The organism is Cellulomonas sp. 73-92 (assembly GCF_001898175.1).
In the GTDB taxonomy this organism is placed as follows: Bacteria; Actinomycetota; Actinomycetes; order Actinomycetales; family Cellulomonadaceae; genus Cellulomonas.
Genome location: NZ_MKTH01000013.1, coordinates 652,225 through 676,404, shown reverse-complemented (window position 1 = coordinate 676,404; position 24,180 = coordinate 652,225). Strand labels below are relative to the sequence as shown.

Here is a 24,180-nt window from a genome sequence, read left to right as displayed (position 1 = left end):
CGCGCGGGCGGTCTCAGGCGAGGCCCGGTGTCGGTGGCAGCAGCGGAGGTCCGCCGGGGAGCGGAACAGGACCAGGTTCCGGCGGGGGCTCCCAGGCAGGCACGACGCCGCGCTGCAGCGCATCGACCGGGAGCGGGCCGGTGTCGACCAGCAGGCGCCACACGTCCATCATCGCGAGGTCGTCCGGCCCGCGGCGGGCTAGGAGCCACCCGACGACGAGCGAGGGCAGGACGAGTGCGGTCGGGACGAGGAGGATCGACGCCCGGCCCGGCGGCGCCACGAGGCCGGCGAGGGGCCACGACGAGGGCGATCCCAGGGCGACCGCTCCCCAGCACCACGCCGACAGCCGCCACGACCGGCCCGCGGCCAGCAGCCGGCGTGCCGGTTGCGGAGGGCGCGCCGGCACGCGCCGCCGCCACCGCGTGGCCAGCCTGACGGCCCCCGCCGCGCCCAGCACGGCAGACGCGGCGAGCGCCGCGAGAGGCCCAGTCCCCAGGATGACGGCCGAGGCGACGCCGCCGAGGGCAACGGTGCCCGCGACGAGAGTCAGGGTCGGCAGCAGGGAGCGTCCCGTGACGCGGTCGCGAAGGACCCACGCCGCGCGCAGGTCCCACGGTGTCGGCGGCTCGCCAGGGCGCCCGACTAGGTGGCGGGCGGCCTCCGCGCGCCGGACGGCGTCGCGGGGGGTGACCCAGCAGGTGAGGGCCAGCAGACCTGCCCAGGCCAGGTCAACCGGGGTCGCGCCACCGTCGTGACCCCGGAGCACCGCGAACACGAAGAAGAAGGACGCCAGACCGAGCAGCGGACCTCGGTTGAACAGCGGACTCGCGATCCGGTCGGCCATCCAGCCGCGATACTGCCAGGGCAGCGGAGCGTTGACCAGGGCGTAGCGCGCCACGTGGCGCAGCGGCGGCCGCATGCGCCGGCGCGTCCTCAGGCCGTGGATCACGAGCCCGAGCCCCGACCGTAGGTTGAGCCTCGTCGCGCCGGGCCCGGCCAGGTCCGCCAGCGTGCCGACGACCTCGTCGGCACGCGCCCACCGCCACCGACGGGGGTACGCCCACAGCCACCGCCGGACGGACCGCTCGAAGCTCGGCTCGATGCCCGCGCGATCCGCGGTCGCCTCTTCCGGCCCGCGACCAGGCGCGCCCACCGGCTCGGCCCCTCCGCGACCCGCCGTCGGCCGTCCCATCCCACCCGCAGGATCGGTCCCCCTGCGCCGCGGGAGCATCAGGTGCCGCCCAGCGCCGGCCGGGCCGCGAGGGCACGCTTCGCGCGCGCGGCGAGCGCAGCCAGCTCGCGGGTGTGAGCCGCGGCTGCCGCGCCACCCTCGTCGGTCAGCTCGTAGTAGCGGCGGAGCCGTCCGTCGACGACCTCCTCGCCGCAGACCCGGGCGTAGCCCGCCTCGACCAGCCGGTCGAGGACGCCGTAGAGCGTGCCGGCGCCGAGGCGCACCCGCCCGTCCGACAGCGTCACCACCGCCTGCACCACGCCGTAGCCATGGCGCGGACCGTCCGCCAAGGCAAGCAGCACGAGGTAGGCCTGCTCGGTCATCCGGAACGCCATGGTCGATATATATCGCACGACGATCCATCGCGCAGCCGATTCGGCCGCCGGTCGGCCCCAGGACCTCCGACGCGACGCCCGACCCATGCGGGCTTGCCGCGAGGGCGTCCTCACGCGCTCCTCGCGGCACTTGACCGCGCGGGACGGCGCCCTCGCGACCGTCGTGGCCGGGAGGGCGCCATCTGGAGCGGTTCGGCGCCGGGGGTCAGGCCGGGAGCGTCAGCTCCTGGCCTGTGATGCGGCGGTACGCCTCCAGGTAGCGGGCCTGCGTGAGCCGCACCACCTCGTCGGGCAGCGCCGGCGGCTGGGTGTTCGACGAGCGGTCCCAGCCCGAGTCGGGCGACGTGAGCCAGTCGCGGACGTACTGCTTGTCGAAGCTCGGCTGCGCGTGACCCGGCTCCCACTCGTCGGCCGGCCAGAAGCGCGACGAGTCGGGCGTCAGGATCTCGTCGGCCAGCGTGATGGTGCCGGCCTCGTCGGCCCCGAACTCGAACTTGGTGTCGGCGAGGATGACGCCGCGTTCGCGCGCGATCTCCTCCGCCCGGCCGTACACGGCGAGCGTCAGGTCGCGCAGCTGAGCGGCGACCTCCGGCCCGACGAGCTTCACGACGCCCTCGAACGGCACGTTCTCGTCGTGCTCGCCCTGCTCGGCCTTCGTCGACGGCGTGAAGATCGTCTCGGGCAGCCGGGAGCCGTCGACGAGACCCTCCGGCAGCGGGATGCCGGTGACCTCGCCGGTCTTCTTGTACTCGGCCAGGCCGGAGCCCGTGAGGTAGCCGCGCGCGATGCACTCGACGGGGTACATCTCCAGGCGGCGGCAGATCATCGCCCGGCCCGCGACGGCCTCGGGCACGTCGGTGGAGACCAGGTGGTTGGGGACGAGGTCGGCCAGCTGGCCGAACCACCACAGCGTCAGCTGCGTGAGGACGACGCCCTTGCCGGGGATGCCGGGGCTCAGGACGAAGTCGTAGGCGGAGATGCGGTCGCTGGCGACGACCAGCACCACGTCGCCATGACGGTCGACGATCGCGCGGCCTTCCGGCGTCTCGTCGGGCACGTAGAGCTCGCGGACCTTGCCGCTGTAGGTGTGGGTCCAGCCGGGGAGTTGGGTCACGCGGACAGTGTCGCAAGGGCCGGCCGGTCCCGCCCGCCGCGCCCAGAGATCGGGCATCCCGTCACGGGAGCACCAGGTCGTGGACGTCCGTCAGGCCCGGGAGCGGCGGGATGCCGAGCGGTCGCTTGTAGTAGACCCACCAGCCCCACCGGCCGATCCGCTGCCAGTCCCCGCCGTCGCGCAGCGGTCCGGTGCCGACGTAGGCGCGGTGGTGCTCCCACTGCTCGTCGGACTGCTCGACGAGGAAGTACATCGGGCCGAAGGCGACGCCGTGCCAGCCGTACCGCCCGGCACGTTCGAGGACGCGCATCTCGTTGAAGGCCGTCAGCGGGGCGAGCGTGGCGCGGCGGGCCGAGCCCTGCGGGGACGCGGCGGGCTCGTCGGGCACGGCGTAGCGCTGCTGGGCCGCCTGCTTCGTCATGCCGAGGACGCCGCCGACCTGCTCCCACGTGCAGCCGGCCCGACGAGCGGACACGACGGCGGCGCGCAGCAGCTCACCGGTCTCGGAGTGGGCGTCGCGCGCGAGCGTGACGAGCTCGAGGTAGGCCGCGGGGTCGTCCTGCAGCCGGGGGGCGAGGTCGGGCCGCGCCTGGTCGAGGGCCGCCGCGAGGACGTCACGGAGGGTCGGTTCGCTCATGCGTCAATGATTGCTTGACGCTGCACGCCACGTCAAGCAACGGTTGACACCTAATCGGGTGACGCCACGCGGAACTCGTTGCCCTCGACGTGCCCGAGCACGACGAAGCTCGCGTCTGCCGGCTGCCCCTCCTGCTCCCCTCCTCGCCGAGCGCCGCCCTTGTTCACCGAGTGCCGCCGACGTTTCGGTAGCGCTCGGCGTACGACGACGGCACTCGGCGGGCGGCGTACGACGACGGCACTCGGCGGGCGGCGCGCCACGGCGGGCCGGCGGGCGCAGGCCTGTCAGGAGAGGGGTGCGCCTGCCGCCTCGGCCGCGGCGGCGCGGCGGGCGATGTCCGTGCGGTGGTGCGAACCCGGCAGCATGATGCGCTCGACGCCTGCGTACGCCGTGGCGCGCGCGGCGGTGAGGTCGGCGCCCGTACCGACGACGGACAGCACACGGCCGCCGGCCGAGACGAGGACACCATCGCGCAGGGCGGTCCCGGCGTGCAGCACGTGGACGTCCGGAACCTGCACGGCGTCGGCGATGCCGGTGATCGGGTCGTCGGAGCGGACGCTCACCGGGTACCCGTGCGCCGCGACGACGACGGTGACCGCGGCCTCGTCGCGCCACTGCAGCGGCGCCAGCTGCGCCAGGCCGCCGGTCGCGGCCGCCATGAGCACGCCCGCCAGAGGCGTGGCGAGGCGCGGCAGGACCACCTGCGTCTCCGGGTCGCCGAACCGGGCGTTGAACTCCACGACCCGCACGCCGCGCGAGGTCAGCGCCAGGCCGCAGTAGAGGACGCCGGCGAAGGGCGTCCCTCGGCGCGCCATCTCGGCGATGGTCGGCGCCGCGACGGTCGCGACGACCTCGTCGACCAGCCCGGGCGGGGCCCACGGCAGGGGCGAGTACGCGCCCATGCCGCCCGTGTTGGGGCCGGCATCGTCGTCGTCCACACGCTTGAAGTCCTGCGCCGGCTGGAGCGGCACCACGTCCGAGCCGTCCGAGAGCACGAACAGCGACACCTCCGGCCCGTCGAGGTACTCCTCGACAACGACCTGCCCACCGGGCTTGGCGAGGCATGCCGCGGCGTGCGCCAGGGCAGTCTCGCGGTCGGACGTGACGACGACACCCTTGCCGGCCGCCAGGCCGTCCTCCTTGACGACGTGCGGCGCGCCGAACGCGTCGAGCGCCGCCGCCACCTGCTCGACGGTCGTCGCCACCCGTGCCGCCGCGGTCGGCACGCCGGCGGCGGCCATGACCTCCTTGGCGAACGCCTTGGACCCCTCGAGCCGGGCACCCGCGGCGCTCGGCCCGAACACCGGGACACCGGCCGCCCGCACCGCGTCCGCCACCCCGGCGACCAGGGGCGCCTCGGGGCCCACGACGACGAGGTCGACGTTCAGCTCTCCGGCAAGCGCCGCGACCGCGGCGCCGTCGAGCGGGTCGATCGCGTGCAGCTCCGCCAGCTCACCGATGCCCGGGTTGCCGGGCGCCGCATGCAGGGCCGTCACGGCGGGATCGAGGGACAGCGCGCGGACCAGGGCGTGCTCGCGGGCACCGCCACCGACGACCAGGATCTCCACGGGCGCCGAGCCTACCGAGCGGCCTCGTCGCGGCGAGCGCCGGTCCGCCTGCGCGCAGCGGACTCCGGTGAAGCAGGGACCGTCACGCGCGGTCCAGAGCGCACGGAAGTCAGGAGGGCGAGGCGGCCGAGGGCGAGGCGACAGCAGGCCCGACGACGTCACCCGTGGCCTCGTCGATGAGCGGGACGACGTCGAAGAACACCCGCATCCGACGACGCCCCTCGACGTCGCCGGCGGCCGCGCGGGCCTTGGCACGGTCGGTGTGCTCGTTGAGGAGCAGCTGGACCTCCTCGAGCATCGCCTTGGCCTCGGCCTTGGTCATGAGGGCGGTCATGGTGTCGGTGCCGGCGGACTCGTCGTCGTCGGCAACCTCGGCCATCACCGCCTCGAAGAACTGCCGCAGCACGCGGACCCGGTCGGCGATGACCAGGTCGAACATCGCCCGAACGGCCGGCGCCTGCGCCGGGTCGGCGATCATCACCGGGTCCGCGACGCTGAACGACCGCGGCCGCCACCAGCGTTCCCGCCCGCCGGTGTGCTCGGGGTCGTCCTCCACGAAGCCGTGCCGCTCGAGCTGTCGCAGGTGGTAGCTCGTCTGGCCGCTGCTCTCGCCGAGGCGCCGCGCGAGCTGCGTCGCAGTCGCCGGGCCGTAGTCGCGCAGCGCGCTGTACATCGCCATCCGCAACGGGTGGGTGAATGCCTTGAGCTCCTCGCCGCCGATGGCGCGCGCGCGCAGCGGCCGGTCGCCGGCGTCAGCGGGACCGGCGTCGGGCGCGGCCACCGCTGCTGGCGTGGCGGGTGCCGGCGCGGCCCGGCCCGGCGCCGCCGCCGGCGCCCGAGCTCCGGTCGCCGGACCTCCCGCGCTCGCGCGGCCGGCTCCGGCCGAACCCTTGCGATCCACCATGTGCAGAGTTACCTTTGCAGAAGTTTCTTTGCAAAGACTTCCTTGCAAAGCCTGGGTCCAGACTAGCGACGTGGGGTACCGATGAGAACGCAGCAGCACGAGGGCGCGGCGCACGGGTCGTCGGGCGCCTTCGGGGGTGTCCCAGCCGACGACGACCGGGCGCGCCCCGACGACGCGGCCGACGAGCGTGGCACGCCGGACGTGCGTGAGGGCACCGCCGACGCGGCGGCTGTGCCCGCCAGGCCCGCCGGCCTCGGCCGCCGCTTCACCGCGCTCCTGTCCTCGACCGCACTGGCCAACCTGGGCGACGGGGTGGTCCAGACCGGCGCTCCCCTCATCGCCATCACGCTCACCCGCTCCCCCGCGCAGGTGTCGCTGCTCGCCGCCGCCGCTTGGCTCCCGTGGCTGCTCCTCGGGATCGCCGGCGGCCTGCTCGTCGACCGCGTCGATCGCCGGCACGCCCAGATGACGGCCCTGCTCGCCCGTGCCGTGCTGCTCACCGGCGGCGCCGTGACGGCCGCCACCGGCCACCTGACGATGCCGGTGCTCGTCGGGCTCGTGCTGCTCTACGGCACCACCGCCGTGGTCGCGGAGCTGGGCGAGGCCGCGATCGTCCCTGACCTGGTCAAGCGGGACCGGCTGGCGGCGGCGAACGGTCGCGTGCTCGCCACGCAGCAGGTCGCGAACTCCTTCTTCGGCATGCCCGTCGCCGGCTTCCTGGTGACGTTGGGCTCCGGCTACGTGTTCGGGATCCCGGCGGCGCTCGGCGTCGGCGCCGCGCTGTTCCTCCTCGTCGGCGTCCGCGGGCGGTACCGCCACGCCTCGTCGGCCGACGGTCAGCGACGCAACGCCTACGCCGAGGTGCGCGAGGGCCTGGCGTTCCTGCTGCGCCACCCGGTGATGCGCCCCATGCTCATCGCGGGCAGCGTCTTCAACATGGGCAGCACGGCCTACACCGCGGTGCTCGTCCTCTGGATGGTGGGCCCCGGCTCGCGCATGGGCCTGCAGCCGGAGCACTTCACGCTCCTCGTCACCCTCATGGGCGTCGGGGCGGTGCTCGGCTCGATCGTCGCCGAGCGGCTGATCCACCGCGTGGGCGAGGTGCGGATGCTCGTCGTGACCTTCCTCGCCGACGCGCTGCTGCTGCTCGTCCCCCTGCTCGCGCCGTCCCCCGCCCCGGTCGCCGCCGCCCTGCTCGTCATGGGCGCCACCGGCAACGTCGGGAACGTCATCACGCAGTCGGTCCGCCAGCGGATGACGCCGAAGCACATGCTGGGCCGCATCACCGGCGCCAGCAGGACGGTCTCCTTCGGCCTCATGCCGCTCGGCGCGATCCTCGGCGGCGCCATCGGGCAGGCGTTCGGCCTGCCGGCGGCCCTCCTGGGGGGCACCGTGCTCTGCGTGCTGGCGTTCGCGGTCATCGCCCTGACGGTCCGCCAGCGCGAGGTTGACGCCCACGAGCTGCCCGACGAGGACGACGTGGACGCGGTGGGCGACGTGGACGCCGCGCACGACGCGGACGAGGCGGACGAGGCGGACCTCAGTCCAGCAGCTGGTGCCTGACGATCGTCGCCTCACGCCCCGGGCCGACGCCGATCGACGACACGCGGACGCCGCTGACCTCCTCGAGCCGCAGCAGGTAGCGCTGCGCGGCGGCCGGCAGGTCCTCGAAGTCACGCGCCTGCGAGATGTCCTCGGTCCAGCCGTCGAGGTACTCGTAGACCGGCTTGGCGTGGTGGAAGTCGGACTGGTCGTACGGCATCTCGTCGAACCGGGTGCCGTCCACGTCGTAGGCGACGCAGACCGGGATCTTCTCCCAGCCGGTGAGCACGTCCAGCTTGGTGACCACGAGGTCGGTCAGCCCGTTGACGCGCGCCGCGTAGCGCACGACGACGGCGTCGTACCAGCCGGTGCGCCGCGGCCGCCCGGTCGTCGTGCCGTACTCGCCGCCGGACTCGCGCAGGCGGTCGCCGTCGGCGTCGAGCAGCTCGGTGGGGAACGGGCCTTCGCCCACGCGCGTGGTGTACGCCTTGGCGACGGCGACGACGCGGTCGATACGCGTCGGCCCGACCCCGGACCCGGTGCAGGCCCCGCCGGCGGTCGCCGACGACGACGTGACGAAGGGATACGTCCCATGGTCGACGTCGAGCATCGTCGCCTGGCCGGCCTCGAACACGATCGTCTTGCCCTCGTCGAGCGCCTGGTTGAGCACCAGCGGCGTGTCCGCGACGTGCGGGCGCAGCCGCTCGGCGAAGCGCAGCAGCTCGTCCACGGTCTCCTCGACCGTCACCGCGCGCCGGTTGTAGATCTTGACGAGCATCTGGTTCTTCGTCGCCAGCGCGCCCTCGACCTTCTGGCGCAGGATCGACTCGTCGAACAGGTCCTGGATGCGGATCCCGATCCGGTTGATCTTGTCGGCGTAGGTGGGGCCGATGCCCCGGCCGGTGGTCCCGATGCGGCGCGAGCCGAGGAACCGCTCGGTCACCTTGTCGATCGTCCGGTTGTACGGCGCGATGACGTGGGCGGCCGACGAGACGAGCAGGCCGGAGGTGTCGACGCCGCGGGCCTCCAGCGCGTCGATCTCCTCGAACAGCACCTCGATGTCGACGACGACGCCGTTGCCGATGACCGGCACGACACCGGGGGTGAGGATGCCCGACGGGATGAGGTGCAGCGCGTACTTCTCACCCGCCACGACGACCGTGTGACCTGCGTTGTTGCCGCCGTTGAACTTCACGACGTAGTCGGTGCGGTCACCGAGCTGGTCGGTCGCCTTGCCCTTGCCCTCGTCGCCCCACTGGGCTCCGAGCACCACGACGGCGGGCATGTCAGTCCCCACTTCCCTCGGCTGTCGCGCCGGCCTGGCCGCTCCGGTGCACGGACGAGGCTAGCCCAGCGCCGCTCGGGTGAAGGTGTTGACCAGCGCCGTCGCGGCTCTCTAGCGTTCACCCGTCCGGCAACCGCGGAGGGGGGTCCGTGATCGACGACACCAGCTCCCAGATGCCCGTGGGCGACGATGCCTCGGCGGGTCTGCCGACGATGCCGAGCGAGCCGGGGGCGGTCCAGGTGCTCGTCGGCGAGGACCGGGTGCGGATCGTCCTGTCCGGCGACGTCGACTCCGACCTGGGCGACGACCTGGTCGAGGCGGCCACCGAGGCCGACCGTCACGACCTCCCGATCGAGGTCGACGCCCACCACGTGACGTTCATGGACTCCGCGGGAGTCGCGTTCCTCGCGCGCCTGTCGATCCACAGCAAGCACCGCGTCCGGCTGCTGCGCGTGCCGCCGACGGTGAAGTTCCTCCTCGAGGTCACCCGCATCGGCGAGCTCGTCGACGTCGCCGGGGACGACGAAGCCGCCCCCTTCCGACCGCTGGCGGACCAGCAGTAGGACGAGGGCGGCCTCGGGTCGGGCTACTTGCCGATCGTGTGGCCGGCCGAGCCGAGCTGCTGCGCGGCCTCCACGATGCGGGCGGCCATGCCGGCCTCCGCGGCCTTGCCCCAGGCGCGCGGGTCGTAGGCCTTCTTGTTGCCGACCTCGCCGTCCACCTTGAGCACGCCGTCGTAGTTGGTGAACATGTGCGAGACCACCGGGCGCGTGAACGCGTACTGGGTGTCGGTGTCGATGTTCATCTTGATGACGCCGTTCGCGACCGCCTCGGCGATCTCGTCGGCCGTCGAGCCGGAACCGCCGTGGAAGACGAGGTCGAACGGGAAGTCCTTGCCGACCTTCTCGCCGACGGCCTTCTGGATGTCCAGCAGGATCGACGGGCGCAGCTTGACGGCACCGGGCTTGTAGACGCCGTGCACGTTGCCGAACGTCAGGGCCGTCAGGTAGCGGCCCTTCTCGCCCGTGCCGAGCGCGGCGACGGTCTTCAGGCCGTCCTCGGGGGTCGTGTACAGCTTGTCGTTGATCTCGGCGGAGTGGCCGTCCTCCTCGCCGCCGACGACGCCGATCTCGATCTCGAGGATCGTGTGGGCCGCCTGCGACAGCTCGAGGAGCTCGGCCGCGATGACGAGGTTCTCGGCCAGCGGGACCGTCGAGCCGTCGAACATGTGCGACTGGAACGTCGGGTCCTCGCCGCGCTTGACCTGCTCCACCTCGAGCGCGAGCAGCGGGCGGACCCAGCTGTCGAGGTTCTGCTTGGTGCAGTGGTCGGTGTGCAGGGCGACGGTCACCGAGTAGTTCTTCGCGACCTCGCGCGCGTAGGCGGCGAGGGCGAGCGATCCGGTGACGCGGTCCTTGATGGTCGAGCCGGAGGCGTACTCGGCGCCGCCGACCGACACCTGGAGGATGCCGTCGCTCCCGGCCTCGGCGAAGCCCTGGAGGGCGGCCGTGATGGTCTGGGACGAGGTCACGTTGACGGCGGGATACGCGAACTTGCCGGCCTTGGCCCGGTCGATCAGCTCGGCGTACACCTCGGGCGTTGCGATGGGCATCGCAGCTTCTCCTGTGGTGGTCGGGGGATGTCCCCCCGATCCTTCCACGCTTCTCTCACCCGGAGCCCGGGACGTCAGGGCAACGTCGCCTAGTCTGTTCGGCGTGCTCCTAGCCGCCGCGGCCGTCCACGCCAGCATCCTCGACCCCGAGCCGATCATCCGCCACGTCGGCACGTGGGGGCTCCTCCTCATCATGGCGATGGTGTTCGTCGAGGTCGGGCTGCTGTTCCCGTTCCTGCCCGGTGACTCGCTGATGTTCACCGCCGGGGCGATCGCGGCGCAGCCCGGGTCGCACCTGCCCGTGATCGGCTGGCTGTCGGTGATCCTCATCCTCACTGCGTTCGCCGGCACGCAGTGCGGCTACTTCCTGGGACGCGTCATCGGCAAACGGCTGTTCGACCGGCCCGACGGCCGCATCTTCAAGCGGCGGTACATCGACGAGACGCAGGCCTACTTCGACCGCTACGGCGGCCGCACCCTCGTCGTCGCGCAGTTCATCCCCTTCGTCCGCACGTACGCCGCCGCGGTGGCCGGCGTCGTCCGGATGCCGTACCGCCACTTCGTGACCTACAACGCGATCGGCGTCGTCCTGTGGGCCGGTGGCGTCACCTGGCTCGGCTACGCGCTGGGTGGGCTGCCGTTCGTCAAGAGCAACATCGAGGTCCTCCTCGTGCTCGTCGTCCTGGTCTCGGTCTCGCCGATGATCGTCGAGGCCCTCCGGCGGCGGCACAAGGCTCGGCGGGCCGCCGCAGCCCTGGACGCCTGACCAGGTCCGAGGTCCCTCCTCGTGACAAACGTCACGAGTCATGCTGAGCCATGCGTCCGAGCGAGCTGGCTCAGGTGCTGCGCGCGGCGAACCCCTGGTGGTCACGACACCATCGGGTGACCTGGGTCTCCGACGACCCCGAGCTCGCACAGCGTGAGCGACACGAGTGGGTCCCCGCGACGCGGGCCGGCCGCGACGCGCTCGCGGAGATCGGCACCGCGCCCCGCGCCGGTGTCGCGACCGTGCTCGTCGGCCCGCGCGGGGTGGGCAAGACGACCGCCGCCAAGGACCTCGTGCTGCGGGTGCTGTCGGACCTGGCTGTCGACCCGCGCGCCATCCTCTGGGTGCCGGTCGAGCCGGGGCCGGAGCAGCCGGAGCGCGACCCGCTCGAGCCGGCCGACCTCGACAACGCGCTGCGCCGCCCGACGAGGGTGGGCGCCCCCGCCTGCGACGGCCCGCGCCTCGTCGTGCTCGACGAGGCCTCCGTCTCCGAGGACTGGATCGACGTCGTCGCCGGCGGGGCGCCGAACGCCCAGCTCCTCGTGACGGCCTCGATCGCCGGAGCGGTCGTCGAGGACCTGCCGGCCCGTTACCCGGGCCAGATGTCCGTGCGCTACCTGCGGCCCTCCACGCTCGCCGAGCTGCTCGTCGCGCGCCCCGGCTCGGACCCCGAGGCCGCCCGGAAGGCCTTCATCCAGCACGGCGGGTACCCGCGCGCTCTCGCCGAGCACCGTGACCTCGGGCGCGTCAGCCACGAGTTCGTCGAGCTGCTCGAGGAGGGGCTCTTCAAGGACATCGGCGTCTTCGCGCTGCACCCGGTCCAGCTCGACGAGGTGATCACCGCGATGTGCACCACGGCCGGGCGGTTCATCGAGCCGGCGCCGCTCGCCGCGGCGCTCGGGATGTCGACCGCGGAGGTCGCCTACCTGCTCGAGCGCATGGCGGACGCCGGCATCATCGACCCCCGGCGCGGCCTCGTCGACCCGCTGCTCCACCAGCTGCCCGCGCTGCACGACCCGGCGGCGCGGCCGCCGACCGAGCAGCACGTCGCCGCGTTCACCTTCTGATCAGAACTGCACCGTCGGCGCCTGGCGCACCTGCGGGTCCTCGGCCTCGAAGTACTCGGCCCGCGTGAAGCCGAACATGCCGGCCACGACGTTGGACGGGAAGCTCTCCACCTTGATGTTGAGCGCGCGCACGTTCGCGTTGTAGAAGCGGCGGCCGGCGGCGATGCGGTCCTCGGTGTTGGACAGCTCGGCCTGCAGCTGCTGGAAGTTCTCGCTGGCGCGCAGCACCGGGTAGTTCTCGGCGACCGCGAAGAGGCGTCCGAGCGCCTGGGTCAGCACGTTCTCCTGCTGGGCCTGCTGCGCCGGGCCGACGCCGGGCTGGGCGGCCGCGGCGCGGGCCGCGGTCACCTCGTCGAACACCCCGCGCTCGTGGGCGGCGTAGCCCTTGACCGTCTCGACGAGGTTGGGGATGAGGTCGTGCCGGCGCTGCAGCTCGGTGTCGATCTGGCGCCAGGCCTCCTGGACGAGGTTCCGGAGCCGGACCAGGCCGTTGTACTGCGCCACCGCCCACAGCAGGAGGAGCACGACGATGACGGCGATGACGATCAGGGCGAGGGTGCCACCGGACACGGGTCGAGCCTTCCTTCGGTCGGGACGGTCACCGCATGGTAGCGAAGGCGCTGCTCAGAGGGTGGCTGTGGGAGGTGCTGTCGGGTCCCAGCCGGCCGTGTCGATGCCGTACTGCTGGAACACGTGCGGACGGATCGACGCGGCGACCGCCGACAGCACGCCGAGCCGGCGCAGCAGCGAGTCGAGGTCGGTGCTCCCCAGCTGCCACGACACCACCCAGGTGCCGTCGGTGCGCCACGCCACCGAGCGCGCGTCGTCGCGCAGCAGCCGCTCCATGAGCACCGGCTGGATCAGGGCGTACGCCGCCCGCTCGTCGCGCGCCTGGACGCGGTAGGCGCGGTTGAACTGGTCCGACTCGAACTGCAGGTCCTGCGCGCCGACGGCCTTCCCGACCTTGACCGAGAAGGTCTCCGGGACCAGGTCGACCATGGGCAGCCACATCGGAAGCCGGACCGCGACGATGTGGAACCGCACCGGCTGCTCGTCGCGCCGGGACCCGAACGTGCTGCCGCCGAACCCGGCGAGCTGCGTGACGAGCTCCGTGGTGTCCTGCGCCCCGATGGTCGTGACGAACGAGACGGCCTCCCGGCCGCCGAAGCTGCCGCGCATCGCCTCCGAGACCTTCTGCGGCCCGACGAAGGGGTCGTGGTGGCACACCTGCGCGAGCGACTGGTCGTCGTCGCCCCACCACGCCCAGCCCGTCGTCCGCGCCCAGACCCGCAGCCGGTCGGCGCGCGCGTGCGCGCGCCACGCCACCAGGGCACCCCCGACGACGACCGCCGCCAGGACCCACATCTCGACCCGGAACGGCGCGAACCGCATCGCGAAGGCCGCGACGGCCAGCGCCCCGGTGATCGAGCCCACGTGCCAGCCCCTCATGCTCCCCCCATCGGCAGCCGGACGCCGGGCGTTGAACGAGCCTCAGCCGAGGCCGAGGTCGGCCAGCCCGAAGAGGTAGTGGTACGGCAGGCCGAGCGCCTCGACCTTCTCGCGGGCGCCGGTGTCCCGGTCGACCAGCGCAGCGACCGCCAGCACGTTCCCGCCGGCCTCGCGCACCGCGTCGACGGCGGTCAGCGCCGAGCCGCCGGTGGTCGACGTGTCCTCGACGACCACCACGCGCCGGCCCGCCACGTCCGGCCCCTCGATGCGCCGCTGCAGCCCGTGGGCCTTGGCCTCCTTGCGCACGACGAACGCGTCGAGGTCCAGCCCACGGGACGCCGCCGCGTGCATGAGCGCCGCGGCGACCGGGTCGGCGCCGAGGGTCAGGCCGCCGACGGCGTCCACCTCGCCCGGGCCGAGGCCGACCTCCTCCAGCCGGTCGAGGAGCACGTGCCCGACGAGCGGGGCCGCCTCGTGGTGCAGCGTGATGCGCCGCAGGTCGATGTAGTAGTCGGCCTCCCGCCCGGAAGACAGGGTGATGCGGCCGCGCACCACGGCCAGCTCGGTGATGAGGTCGCGCAGCCGTTCACGGGTGTCGGTCACGGCCGCAGGCTACCGGGACTCAGGCCGTGCGCTCGTCGTGCGCCCGCTCGGTGTCGCTCGGCTCGCGGTGCGTGTCCTGCAGCTCGCGCCGGTACCGGCCGACCGCCCGGATCGCCCACCGGGGGGCGACCCGCGCCGACCCGGCGACCAGCTTGTAGCGCAGCGACGGCGTGGAGATGACGGCGCCGCGGCGCACGTCCGCGAGCGCCGACGCCACGACGTCCTCGGGGTTGAGGAACGACAGCGACGGGAACGCCTCGGTGTCGATGCCGCCACGCTGGTGGAACTCGGTGTGCACCAGCCCCGGGCACAGCGCGGTCGCGGTGACACCGGTGCCCCGCAGCTCGACGGCGAGCCCCTCGGTGAAGGCCCGCACCCACGCCTTGTGCGCCGAGTAGGTCCCGGACGCCAGCAGCGACGCGATCGACGCGACGTTGAGGATCGCGCCGCGCCCGCGCTCGACCATCACCCCCGCCGCGGCGTGCGACAGCACGAGGACCGCCCGGACCATGACGTCGAGGGCGACCTCCTCGCGGGCCAGGTCGCCGCCGATGAACGGCTGCGCGATGCCGAACCCCGCGTTGTTGACGAGGAGGCCGACCGGCCGGATCGGGTGCCGCAGCCGCTCGACCAGTGGTTCGAGCTGGTCGCGCTGCGACAGGTCGGCGACCATCACCTCGGTCCGCACGCCGGCCGCGGCCTCCAGCTGCGACGCCAGGCGGTGCAGGCGTTCGCCGTCGCGCGCGACGAGGACGACGTCGTGCCGCGCGGTCGCCAGCTGCCACGCGAACTCGAGCCCGAGGCCGGCGCTCGCGCCGGTGACCATGGCTGTACCCATGGGGCCACCCTACGGACCGGGCCCGACCGCTGTGGAGAGGGCCGCGCCGGGCGTCGGTGGGGTTCCGTACAGTGACGGCGTGCCGCCCGCCACCGTGACCCCGCACGACGCAGCGAACGGCGTGCTGCGCACGGTCTTCGGGTACGACGAGTTCCGCGGCTTCCAGGCCGACGTGATCGACCACGTGGTCGGCGGCGGGGACGCCGTGGTGCTCATGCCGACCGGCGGCGGCAAGTCCCTGTGCTACCAGATCCCGTCGCTGGTGGGCGAGGGCACCGGGATCGTCGTGTCCCCGCTGATCGCGCTGATGCACGACCAGGTGGACGCGCTGACCACCGCCGGCGTGCGTGCCGGCTACCTCAACTCCACGCAGGGGTACGACGAGCGGGCGGCGACCGAGCGCGCCTACCTCGCCGGCGAGCTGGACCTGCTGTACCTCGCCCCGGAGCGGCTGCTGTCCCCCGAGACCCTGGACCTGCTCGGCCGCGGCACGCCGGCGCTGTTCGCCATCGACGAGGCCCACTGCGTGTCCCAGTGGGGGCACGACTTCCGTCCGGAGTACCTGCGGCTGGCGGTGCTGCACGAACGATGGCCCGGCGTGCCACGGCTCGCGCTGACGGCAACCGCCACGGCCGCCACCCACGCCGAGATCCGGGCCCGGCTCCAGCTGCCGGACGCCCGCGACTTCGTCGCCAGCTTCGACCGGCCCAACATCCAGTACCGGATCGCCCCCAAGGACAACCCTCGGGCCCAGCTGCTGACGCTGCTGCGCGACGAGCACCCCGGCGACGCCGGGATCGTCTACTGCCTCACGCGGGCGTCGGTCGACGAGACCGCGGCCTGGCTCGCCGGTCAGGGCGTCGATGCGCTGCCGTACCACGCAGGCCTGGACCGGTCGGTGCGCGCCCGCAACCAGGCGCGCTTCGCGCGCGAGGACGGCGTGGTCATGGTGGCGACCATCGCGTTCGGCATGGGCATCGACAAGCCCGACGTCCGCTTCGTCGCGCACCTCGACCTGCCGAAGTCGGTCGAGGGCTACTACCAGGAGACCGGCCGCGCCGGCCGGGACGGCCTGCCCGCGACCGCCTGGCTGGCCTACGGGCTCGCGGACGTGGTGCAGCAGCGCCGGCTGATCGAGATGTCCGAGGGCGACGAGCAGCACAAGCGGCGCCTCGCGCAGCACCTCGACGCGATGCTCGCGCTCTGCGAGACCGTCGGCTGCCGGCGCCAGCAGCTGCTCTCGTACTTCGGCGAGGGGTCCGCACCCTGCGGCAACTGCGACACCTGCCTGAACCCGCCGTCGTCGTACGACGGAACAGTGCCCGCGCAGAAGCTGCTGTCGACCGTGGTGCGCCTCGACCAGCGGGGGCAGCGGTACGGCGTCGGGCACGTGGTGGACGTGCTGCGGGGCAAGACGACCGAGCGGGTCCGCTCGCTCGGGCACGCCGAGCTGTCGACGTTCGGCATCGGCGCCGACCTGTCCGACGGCGAGTGGCGCGCCGTGGTGCGCCAGCTCGTCGCCGCGCGGCTGCTCGGCGTCGAGCCGGAGCACTCCACGCTGCACCTGACCCCCGACTCCGCCGCGGTGCTCCGCGGCGAGCGCGAGGTCCGGCTGCGGCACGACGCGGCGGCCGCCGGGCGCTCCCGTCGCGCGGGTCCCAAGCCCGCCAAGGCGACGGCCGACCTTCCCGCCGCGGACGCGGACCTGTTCGAGCGGTTGCGGGCCTGGCGAGCGGGAGTCGCCCGAGAGGCCGGCCTGCCGGCGTACGTCGTGTTCCACGACGCCACGCTGCGGGAGGTGGCGACGCGACGCCCGACGACGCTCGACGAGCTGGCCGGCATCGGCGGCGTCGGCACCGCCAAGCTCGACCGCTACGGCGCGGGCGTGCTCGGCGTGGTGACGGGCGAGGCCGTCGCGAAAGACGACGACGGCGTGGATCCGTCCTGACAGGCTGGACGTCATGTTCCGCTGGGTGACCGACGTCGAGCGCGGCGGCTGGGTCGCCGACCGGCTCGGCCCGTTCGGCGGCTGGGTCGGATCGGTCGTGCCCCGCGGCTTCGACGCCTACGCGCGCGTGCTGCACCGGGCGAGGGGCCGCGGGAACGAGCCGGTGCGGTGGGTGGAGGTCGCCGCGAGCGTCGGCACCGTGGTGCACCCGACCGCCCAGTGGTGGAAGGTCGCGCGACGGCCGGACATGGGACGGCACCAGGGCGGCTGGCCGGGGGCGGATCCGGTGCCGGGCGAGCTCGACCCGGGGCAGCTCGCCGCGCTGGTCGCCGTCCTGCGGGGGTTCACCGGGCCGGACGCCGTGACGGCCGCGTTCTGGGAGGGGTCCGGTTGGCAGACGTCCGTGCTCCTGACCGCCCGGCACGACGGCGATGCGGGCGTGCCTCTGGGCATGCGGCTGCGCAGGAGCGGCACCGGCGTGGGCGCGCGGCTACGCCGGCGCGGCGCCGCCCGAACGTCCCGCGGGCCCGCCGTCCTCGGCGACCCGACGCCGGATCCCGACGTCCTCGTCGGGCCGATGCTCGATCCCGGCGTCCTCGGCGGCCCGATGCTCGAGCTGCCCGGCCGCCACCACATGCTGTTCGCCGGCTCGCTCGACGACGTGGGGGCGCTCGCCGAAGGCGCGGCGAGGGCGGACGTCCGGCCCTTCCGACCGGGCACGCGCACCCCGTCGCTGCTGTGGCCCGACGACCGCAGCTGGTGCGTCGCCACGGAGGTGGACCTCGACTCCACGCTCGTCGGCGGCCCGCGCCGGCTCATCGACACCGTGCTGGCGGACGAGACCCTCGAGGCCCTCGAGGTGTCCGAGAGCGACTCCCTCATGGTCGACGGCGACCAGGTCAACCCCTAGGCCGGCGGCCCGCCTACCCGTCAGCGGGCCCCGGTGCCGTCCACCGCCCACTGCTCGAGGGCCGCGATCTCGTCGGGCGTCAGCGGCGGCGCCGCGAGCGCGGCGAGGTTGTCCTCGAGCTGGGCGACCGACGACGCGCCGATCAGGGCGGACGTCACCCGCTCGTCGCGCAGCAGCCAGGTCAGCGCCAGCTCGGCGAGCGTCTGGCCGCGACCGCGCGCGAACTCGTCGAGCGCCCTCGCACGCTCGAAGTACTCCGGCGTGAGGTTGCGCTCGGTGAGGAACCGGCCCTGCGCGACACGGGAGCCGGCGGGCACCGAGCCCGAGAGGTAGCGGTCGGTCAGCAGGCCCTGGGCGAGCGGGGAGAAGACGATAGTCCCGACGCCGAGGTCGCCGACGACGTCCAGCAGCGTCTCGGTCTCACCCGGGCCGACGAGCTCGACGTGCCGGTTGAACATCGAGTAGCTCGGCTGGTGGATGAGCAGCCGCACGCCCATCTCGGACAGGATCCGGTACGCCTCGCGGGTGCGCGCCGGCCCGTAGTTGGAGACGCCGACGTAGAGCGCCTTGCCGGAGCGGACCGCCTGGGCGAGCGCGCCCATGGTCTCCTCCAGCGGCGTGTCGGGGTCCGGGCGGTGGTGGTAGAAGATGTCGACGTAGTCCAGGCCCATGCGGCGCAGCGACGCGTCCAACGAGCTGAGCAGGTACTTGCGCGAGCCCCACTCCTGGTACGGGCCGATCGGGCCCGGCCCCATGTCGTAGCCGGCCTTCGTCGAGATGATCAGCTGGTCGCGGTACGGGCGGAAGTCGGCGGCGAGGTGGCGGCCGAAGTTCTCCTCCGCCGCGCCCGGCTTCGGGCCGTAGTTGTTCGCCAGGTCGAAGTGCGTGATGCCGAGGTCGAACGCGCGGCGCAGGGTGGCGCGCTGCGTGCCGAAGAGGTGCTCGTCGCCGAAGTTGTGCCACAGCCCCAGCGACAGGGCTGGCAGCTTGAGGCCGGAGCGGCCCACCCGACGGTAGGGCATGGCCTCGTAACGGTCGGGGGCGGCCTGGTACGGCTCGAGCGTCGGCATCGACGGTCCTCTCGTGGGGTGTACGACCAGGCTAGTGACCCGGTGGCAGGATCCCGACCGTGCTGCACGTCGTCTTCTACGAGCCGCGGATCGCCGGCAACACCGGCAACGCGATCCGGATGGTCAGCGGCACCGGTGCCGTGCTGCACCTCGTGGAGCCGCTCGGCTTCGACCTGGCGGAGGCCAAGCTGCGGCGGGCCGGGCTCGACTACCACGACCTCGCCCAGGTCGTCGTGCACCCGGACCTCGACGACGCGCTCGCCGGCGTCGGCCGGGTCTTCGCCTTCACCACCCAGGCGACGCGCCGGTACACCGACGTGGAGTGGGCCGACGAGGACACGCTGCTGTTCGGCCCCGAGCCGACCGGGCTGCCGCCGGAGGCGCGGACGCACCCGCGCGTCACCGACCAGGTGCGGATCCCCATGCTGCCCGGGCGCCGCTCCATGAACCTGTCGAACGCCGCGGCGGTCGCCACGTACGAGGCCTGGCGCCGGTTGGGCTTCCCCGGCGGCGTGTGAGAACGTTCCGGCGGGCCCGGCCGTTGTGGGACTGAGCCCCGGCCGGGGCACGACGAGGGGTTGGCATGGCACAGCTGCAGGCACGGGACATCTGGGCGGGCTTCGGGGCGGCCGACGTCCTGTCGGGCGTCGACCTGACGCTCGGTCCGGGCGACGCGGTCGGGCTCATCGGCCGGTCCGGCGTGGGCAAGTCGACGCTCGTCGAGATCCTCGCCGGCACCGCCGGACCGACCCGCGGGTCCGTGACGTTCGACGGCCGGAAGGTGTTCAAGCCCGCCCGCCGGGACAAGAAGGCGCTGCGCGCCCGCGTGCGGGTGGTGCACCAGAACGGGCACGGCGCCGCCGACCCCCTGTTCACGGTGGAGAAGGCCGTCAAGGGCGCGCTGGACGAGGCGCGGGCGGCCGGCCGGTCGACCGGCCTGGGCGTGGAGTCGGCGCTCGCCGACATGGAGCTGCCGCACCACCTGCTGACCCGGAAGGTCGGCACCCTGTCCGGCGGCGAGCGGCAGCGGCTGGCCCTCACGCTCGCGCTGGCGACCCGCCCGGAGATCCTGCTGCTCGACGAGCCCCTGACGGCGATCGACCAGACGACGCGCTACCGGCTGGCCGGCGTCCTCGCCGACCGGCTCGCCGCCGACGGCGCCGGCCTGCTGCTGGCGTCGCACGACGTGCGACTCGTCGAGCAGCTGACCACGACGGTGCACGTGCTGGCCGACGGCACGCTCGTCGAGCACGGCCCCCTGCGCGAGGTGCTCGCCGACCCGCAGCACCCGGACACCCGGGAGTTCGTCGCCGCCCTGCCGGAGGCGACGCTGCGCTGGTCCTGACCCGCGGCTCGTCGACCCCCGAGGGTTGCGCAACACTCAAGCAACCGCTTTACTAAAGCACATGCTTGACCAAGAGCGGCAGCTGGACCTGGCGTTCCAGGCCCTCGCCGACCCGACCCGCCGCGCGATGCTCGACCGGCTGACCGCCGGACCGCGCTCCGCCTCCGAGCTCGCCGTCGGGTTCACCATCACGCTCGCCGCCGTGCTCCAGCACCTGCGTGTGCTCGAGGCCGGCGGGCTGGTGCACACCCAGAAGGAAGGGCGGGTGCGCATGTGCAGCGTCGACCCCGCCGCACTGCGATCCGCAGAGGAGTGGATCGCCGCCCGGCGCACCGCCTGGGAGCGCCGGCTCGACCGCCTCGGAGCACTGCTCGCCGACACGGCGACCGACCCGAAGACCGCCACGGAAGGACCCCGTCCATGACCACGTTGGTGCACAACACGTTCCAGCTCGAGCGCGACTACCCCGTGCCGCCCGCCACGGTGTTCCGCCACTTCGCCGACGAGACCCTCAAGCAGAAGTGGTTCGGCACCGACGAGGGCTGGACCTCCCTCGGGCACGGCATGGACTTCCGGGTGGGCGGCGTCGAGTACGACGAGGGCCGGTGGGCCAACGGCACCACGTCGCGCTTCGAGTCCCGGTACCTCGAGATCGTCGACGACCTGCGCCTCGTCTACGTCTACGGCATGGTCGTCGACGACGTCCGCCTGTCCGACTCGCTGGCGTCGATCGAGCTGACGCCCACCGACGCCGGCACCCGGCTGACGCTCACGGAGCAGGGCGTCTACTACGACGGCCACGAGGACCCGGCGCTCCGCGAGCAGGGCACGGGCTGGATCCTCGACAACCTCGGCCGGGCCTTGACGACCGCCTAGCCCACGTCCTGCCGCACGGCCGGCTCGCCGCTCTGGTGCAGCCGGCTGTGCCGGTAGGAGTAGGTCCCGTAGACCACGGCGCCGACGACGAGCCAGACGAGGAACCGCAGCCACGTCAGCGTCGTGAGATTGAGCATCAGCCAGAGGCACGCGACGCCCGCCAGCACGGGCAGCACCGGCGACCACGGCACGCGGAACCCGCGCGGCAGGTCCGGGCGCCGCCGGCGCAGCACCACGACACCGAAGCTGACCAGCACGAACGCCGACAGCGTGCCGATGTTGATCATCTCCTCGAGCAGGTCGACCTGCGACAGCGCGGCGATGACGGCCACCACGACGCCGGTGCCGATCTGGAGCCGCGCGGGCGTGCCGAACCGCGGGGAGGTGTGCGACAGCGCACGCGGCAGCAGCCCGTCCCGGCTCATCGCGAAGACGATCCGGGTGAGCCCCAGCATGAGCACCATGAGCACGCTCGTCAGGCCCAGGACGATGCCGACCGAGATGACCTTGCCCGCCCAGTCGGCGCCCACCAGCTCGAACGCGGTGGTCAGCGACGGGGACTTCGACGCCGCCAGCGCCGTGTAGGGCACCATGCCCGTCACGACGATGGCCACCAGCACGTAGAGCACGGTGGTCAGCGCGAGGCCGCCGAGCATGCCGCGGGGCATGGTCCGCTGCGGGTCCTTCGTCTCCTCGGCCGTGGTCGCCACGACGTCGAACCCGATGAACGCGAAGAACACCAGGGCCGCGCCCCCGAGGATCCCGGAGACGCCGTAGATCGACGGTGCCGCGCCGGCGACCCAGTTGACCAGGGACTCGTGCAGCACCGAGCCGGTGGTGGAGGGCTGCGACGGCGGCACGAAGGGGTGGTAGTTGGCCGCCTTGACGTAGCCGAACCCGGCGACGACGACGAAGAGCGTGATGCCGACCTTCAGCACGGTGAACACGGCGTTCACGCGCGACGAGAGCCGCGTGCCGAGGGCGAGCAGCGTGGTGAACAGCGCGACGACGAGCAGCGGTCCCCAGTCGACCCGCAGCCCGCCGAGGTGCACGGTCGACGGCAGGTCGACGCCGAACAGGTGGAAAGCGTCGGCGAGGTACACGCCCCAGAACTTCGCGATGACGGCCGAGCCCAGCAGCATCTCGAGGATGAGGTCCCACCCGATGATCCAGGCGACGGCCTCGCCCATCGTGGCGTAGCTGAACGTGTACGCCGACCCGGCGATCGGCAGTGCCGACGCGAACTCGGCGTAGCACATGATCGCCAGCCCGCAGACGACCGCGGCGATGATGAACGAGACGATGACGGCCGGACCGGCGTAGTCCGCGGCCGCCGTGGCGCCGACCGAGAAGATGCCGGCGCCGACGGCCACCGCCACGCCCATGACCGCGAGGTCCCAGGCCGTCAGGCTGCGGCGCAGCGAGCGCTCGGGGTCGGCGGACGCCGCGAGGGCCGACTCGACCGACGGGCGCCGGAGCAGGTTGAGGCTCATGCCCGCACCGCCCCGGAGGCGATCCGCCCGGTGAACGGCCCGAGCTCGGTGGGGCCGAAGGACACGTTCGCGTGCGCGGCCACCACCACGCGGTCGCCGTCCACGTCGACGTCGAGCGTCAGCGCGTGGGGCGTCTCGACCCAGCGCACCGTCAGCACGTAATGATCGGCCCCGGTCCACGTGCCGCTGACGAGGGCCTCCGGCGAGTGTCGCCGCTCGAACGGGCTCGGCACGCGCTGCGCGACCGGCTCGCCGTGCCCGGCCCGCAGCGCCACGGGCTCTGCGGCGCCCCGTCCCGCGTCACCTTCGCCAGTAGTGCGTACGACGAGGTCGTCGGCCTCCTCGCCGGCGACGAACGCCACCGAGACCGCCCCCAGCGGCGTGCCCTCCACGACGAGGACCGAGCCGGAGAGGCGCCGGGCCGTGCCCGTCACCGCGTCGCCCGTCGGCGGGTCGAGCCGCAGCGCCCCGAGCCGCGCCTCGAGTGCGGCACGGCCCTCGTCGTCGGCCACCACCGGCTCGTCGTGCAGCCCGGGCAGCAGGTGCGTCCACACCGCGTCCAGGACCGCGCCCGTGTCCCGGAAGCCGCCGGTGATGGCGACCACGGCGTCCTCGTCGGGCAGCACCAGGGAGAACTGGCCGAACGCGCCGTCCGCGCGGAACCCGTGCTGCGACCGCCACATCTGGAAGCCGTAGCCCTGCTGCCAGTCGGTGCCGCCCCAGTGCGCCGTCGAGACCTGTGCGGCGGAGGCCTGGGCGACCCAGCCCTCCGGGAGGATCCGCCGGCGCTGCCACATCCCGTCCTGCAGGTAGAGCAGGCCGAGCTTGGCGGCGTCCTCCGTGGTGATCGACAGGCCGGTGCCGCCGAGGTCGACGCCCTGCGGGCTCACCTCCCACCAGGCGCCCTCGATGCCGAGCGGCTCGAGCAGGCGCGGCGTCAGGTAGTCGAGGAGGCGCTGCCCGCTGAGACGCTGCACGATCGCCGACAGGACGTGCGTCGCCGGGGTGTTGTAGATGAACCGCTCCCCCGGCTCGTGCACCAGCGGCGTCGCCAGGAAGGTCGCCACCCAGTCGCCGGGCGTGTCGATGACCGTCGGCTCGGGGTCGTGGCCGGTGGACATGGTGAGCAGGTGGCGCACGGTCATCCTGGCCAGCCGCTCGTCGGGCTGTGCCGGCGCCTTGTCCGGCAGCAGGTTCGCCACGGCGTCGTCGAGCCGCAGCAGTCCCTCGGCGGCGGCGAAGCCGACGGCCGTGGCGGTGAAGGTCTTGCTCAGCGAGTAGACGGTCTGGCGGCGGTCGGCGGCGAAGGGGTGCGCCCAGCCCTCGGCGACCACGTGGCCGTGGCGCACGACCATGATCGAGTGGATCTCGGGGATGGCGGCGATGGCCTCGAGGGTGGCGAGGACGGCGCGCGGGTCGACTCCCTGGGGTTCGGGGGCGCTGCGCGGCAACGGCGATGTCATGGGTGCACACCCTGCCACCCGGGCGGGGGAGCGGCGCAGGCGTCTCGGCCGACGACCGGGCGCCGTGACCGTGCCGGCACGACGAAGCCCGGCCCCCTCGGGGGGGCCGGGCTTCGTTCGTCGT

25 protein-coding genes are annotated in these 24,180 nt (G+C 73.4%); 10 read left to right on the top strand and 15 right to left on the bottom strand.

Annotated elements, in window-relative coordinates; translation table 11 throughout:
• Nucleotides 1-13: 13 nt before the first annotated feature.
• The 6 genes from BGO37_RS09830 to BGO37_RS09805 form a co-directional block, all read right to left on the bottom strand.
• Nucleotides 14-1,153: a hypothetical protein gene (locus tag BGO37_RS09830; RefSeq protein WP_291754392.1), complete on the bottom strand. Its 1,140-nt coding sequence runs from the start codon at nt 1,151-1,153 to the stop codon at nt 14-16.
• 77 nt (nt 1,154-1,230) lie between these two features.
• Entirely contained in the window at nt 1,231-1,554 is a 324-nt protein-coding gene (locus BGO37_RS09825) for a PadR family transcriptional regulator (RefSeq protein WP_291754391.1), read from the bottom strand.
• Between the two features lie 217 nt (nt 1,555-1,771).
• The gene (locus BGO37_RS09820) at nt 1,772-2,680 is read right to left on the bottom strand and encodes a phosphoribosylaminoimidazolesuccinocarboxamide synthase (RefSeq protein ID WP_291754389.1); all 909 of its coding nucleotides are present in this window, start codon (nt 2,678-2,680) and stop codon (nt 1,772-1,774) included.
• Between the two features lie 61 nt (nt 2,681-2,741).
• On the bottom strand, nt 2,742-3,317 hold the full coding sequence (locus BGO37_RS09815; protein WP_291754387.1) for a hypothetical protein: 576 nt from the start codon (nt 3,315-3,317) through the stop codon (nt 2,742-2,744).
• Nucleotides 3,318-3,601: 284 nt separating this feature from the next.
• A complete protein-coding gene (gene purD / locus BGO37_RS09810) occupies nt 3,602-4,885 on the bottom strand; it encodes a phosphoribosylamine--glycine ligase (protein WP_291754385.1) in 1,284 nt (427 codons plus the stop codon).
• 109 nt (nt 4,886-4,994) lie between these two features.
• Nucleotides 4,995-5,666, bottom strand: a complete 672-nt coding sequence (locus tag BGO37_RS09805; RefSeq protein WP_291754383.1) for a helix-turn-helix domain-containing protein — start codon at nt 5,664-5,666, stop codon at nt 4,995-4,997.
• A 204-nt stretch (nt 5,667-5,870) separates the two neighbouring features.
• Between BGO37_RS09805 and BGO37_RS09800 the strand changes: the two genes are divergently transcribed.
• On the top strand, nt 5,871-7,352 hold the full coding sequence (locus BGO37_RS09800; RefSeq protein WP_291754381.1) for an MFS transporter: 1,482 nt from the start codon (nt 5,871-5,873) through the stop codon (nt 7,350-7,352).
• On the opposite strand, the gene BGO37_RS09795 is transcribed toward BGO37_RS09800, so the two are convergent.
• The gene (locus BGO37_RS09795; protein ID WP_291754380.1) at nt 7,330-8,616 is read right to left on the bottom strand and encodes an adenylosuccinate synthase; all 1,287 of its coding nucleotides are present in this window, start codon (nt 8,614-8,616) and stop codon (nt 7,330-7,332) included. The two genes, BGO37_RS09800 and BGO37_RS09795, sit on opposite strands and share 23 nt — an antisense overlap.
• A gap of 149 nt (nt 8,617-8,765) precedes the next feature.
• Here BGO37_RS09795 and BGO37_RS09790 point away from each other — a divergent pair, with 149 nt between their 5' ends.
• The gene (locus tag BGO37_RS09790; protein ID WP_291754379.1) at nt 8,766-9,179 is read left to right on the top strand and encodes an STAS domain-containing protein; all 414 of its coding nucleotides are present in this window, start codon (nt 8,766-8,768) and stop codon (nt 9,177-9,179) included.
• Nucleotides 9,180-9,202: 23 nt separating this feature from the next.
• Here the strand turns inward: BGO37_RS09790 and fbaA are convergent, their stop codons facing one another.
• Nucleotides 9,203-10,228 carry a class II fructose-bisphosphate aldolase gene (gene fbaA, locus BGO37_RS09785; RefSeq protein ID WP_291754376.1) on the bottom strand — a complete coding sequence of 342 codons (1,026 nt, stop codon included), beginning with the start codon at nt 10,226-10,228 and terminating at the stop codon, nt 9,203-9,205.
• Between the two features lie 103 nt (nt 10,229-10,331).
• Here fbaA and BGO37_RS09780 point away from each other — a divergent pair, with 103 nt between their 5' ends.
• Both BGO37_RS09780 and BGO37_RS09775 read left to right on the top strand, forming a co-directional pair.
• Nucleotides 10,332-10,994 (top strand): VTT domain-containing protein, encoded by a 663-nt coding sequence (locus tag BGO37_RS09780; RefSeq protein ID WP_291754374.1) that lies wholly within the window; start codon nt 10,332-10,334, stop codon nt 10,992-10,994.
• A gap of 50 nt (nt 10,995-11,044) precedes the next feature.
• Nucleotides 11,045-12,061 (top strand): AAA family ATPase, encoded by a 1,017-nt coding sequence (locus tag BGO37_RS09775; protein ID WP_291754373.1) that lies wholly within the window; start codon nt 11,045-11,047, stop codon nt 12,059-12,061.
• Here BGO37_RS09775 and BGO37_RS09770 read toward each other — a convergent pair whose 3' ends face one another.
• From BGO37_RS09770 to BGO37_RS09755, 4 genes are read right to left on the bottom strand one after another with little or no spacing between them, the layout of a single operon-like run.
• Nucleotides 12,062-12,631, bottom strand: a complete 570-nt coding sequence (locus tag BGO37_RS09770) for a LemA family protein (RefSeq protein WP_291754371.1) — start codon at nt 12,629-12,631, stop codon at nt 12,062-12,064.
• A 54-nt stretch (nt 12,632-12,685) separates the two neighbouring features.
• The gene (locus BGO37_RS09765; protein ID WP_291754369.1) at nt 12,686-13,510 is read right to left on the bottom strand and encodes a hypothetical protein; all 825 of its coding nucleotides are present in this window, start codon (nt 13,508-13,510) and stop codon (nt 12,686-12,688) included.
• A 42-nt stretch (nt 13,511-13,552) separates the two neighbouring features.
• Complete coding sequence (gene pyrE / locus BGO37_RS09760) at nt 13,553-14,113, bottom strand: orotate phosphoribosyltransferase (protein WP_291754368.1); 561 nt, start codon at nt 14,111-14,113, stop codon at nt 13,553-13,555.
• 19 nt (nt 14,114-14,132) lie between these two features.
• Complete coding sequence (locus tag BGO37_RS09755) at nt 14,133-14,951, bottom strand: SDR family oxidoreductase (protein WP_291754367.1); 819 nt, start codon at nt 14,949-14,951, stop codon at nt 14,133-14,135.
• A gap of 79 nt (nt 14,952-15,030) precedes the next feature.
• On the opposite strand from BGO37_RS09755, the gene recQ reads away from it, so the two are divergent.
• Nucleotides 15,031-16,899 carry a DNA helicase RecQ gene (gene recQ / locus BGO37_RS09750; RefSeq protein ID WP_291754366.1) on the top strand — a complete coding sequence of 623 codons (1,869 nt, stop codon included), beginning with the start codon at nt 15,031-15,033 and terminating at the stop codon, nt 16,897-16,899.
• Between the two features lie 13 nt (nt 16,900-16,912).
• Complete coding sequence (locus tag BGO37_RS09745) at nt 16,913-17,809, top strand: hypothetical protein (protein ID WP_291754364.1); 897 nt, start codon at nt 16,913-16,915, stop codon at nt 17,807-17,809.
• A 20-nt stretch (nt 17,810-17,829) separates the two neighbouring features.
• Here the strand turns inward: BGO37_RS09745 and BGO37_RS09740 are convergent, their stop codons facing one another.
• Nucleotides 17,830-18,879, bottom strand: coding sequence for an aldo/keto reductase (locus BGO37_RS09740; RefSeq protein WP_291754362.1), 1,050 nt, complete (start codon nt 18,877-18,879; stop codon nt 17,830-17,832).
• A 59-nt stretch (nt 18,880-18,938) separates the two neighbouring features.
• On the opposite strand from BGO37_RS09740, the gene BGO37_RS09735 reads away from it, so the two are divergent.
• From BGO37_RS09735 to BGO37_RS09720, 4 genes are all read left to right on the top strand, one after another.
• Nucleotides 18,939-19,397, top strand: a complete 459-nt coding sequence (locus tag BGO37_RS09735; protein WP_291754360.1) for a tRNA (cytidine(34)-2'-O)-methyltransferase — start codon at nt 18,939-18,941, stop codon at nt 19,395-19,397.
• 65 nt (nt 19,398-19,462) lie between these two features.
• Complete coding sequence (locus BGO37_RS09730; RefSeq protein ID WP_291754359.1) at nt 19,463-20,224, top strand: ABC transporter ATP-binding protein; 762 nt, start codon at nt 19,463-19,465, stop codon at nt 20,222-20,224.
• A 61-nt stretch (nt 20,225-20,285) separates the two neighbouring features.
• A complete protein-coding gene (locus tag BGO37_RS09725; RefSeq protein ID WP_291754358.1) occupies nt 20,286-20,648 on the top strand; it encodes a helix-turn-helix transcriptional regulator in 363 nt (120 codons plus the stop codon).
• Nucleotides 20,645-21,100 carry an SRPBCC family protein gene (locus tag BGO37_RS09720; RefSeq protein WP_291754357.1) on the top strand — a complete coding sequence of 152 codons (456 nt, stop codon included), beginning with the start codon at nt 20,645-20,647 and terminating at the stop codon, nt 21,098-21,100. The genes BGO37_RS09725 and BGO37_RS09720 overlap by 4 nt, the downstream gene beginning before the upstream one ends.
• Here BGO37_RS09720 and BGO37_RS09715 read toward each other — a convergent pair.
• Nucleotides 21,097-22,593 carry an amino acid permease gene (locus tag BGO37_RS09715; RefSeq protein WP_291754355.1) on the bottom strand — a complete coding sequence of 499 codons (1,497 nt, stop codon included), beginning with the start codon at nt 22,591-22,593 and terminating at the stop codon, nt 21,097-21,099. The two genes, BGO37_RS09720 and BGO37_RS09715, sit on opposite strands and share 4 nt — an antisense overlap.
• Complete coding sequence (locus BGO37_RS09710) at nt 22,590-24,056, bottom strand: serine hydrolase (RefSeq protein ID WP_291754354.1); 1,467 nt, start codon at nt 24,054-24,056, stop codon at nt 22,590-22,592. The genes BGO37_RS09715 and BGO37_RS09710 overlap by 4 nt, the downstream gene beginning before the upstream one ends.
• Between the last annotated feature and the right edge of the window lie 124 nt (nt 24,057-24,180).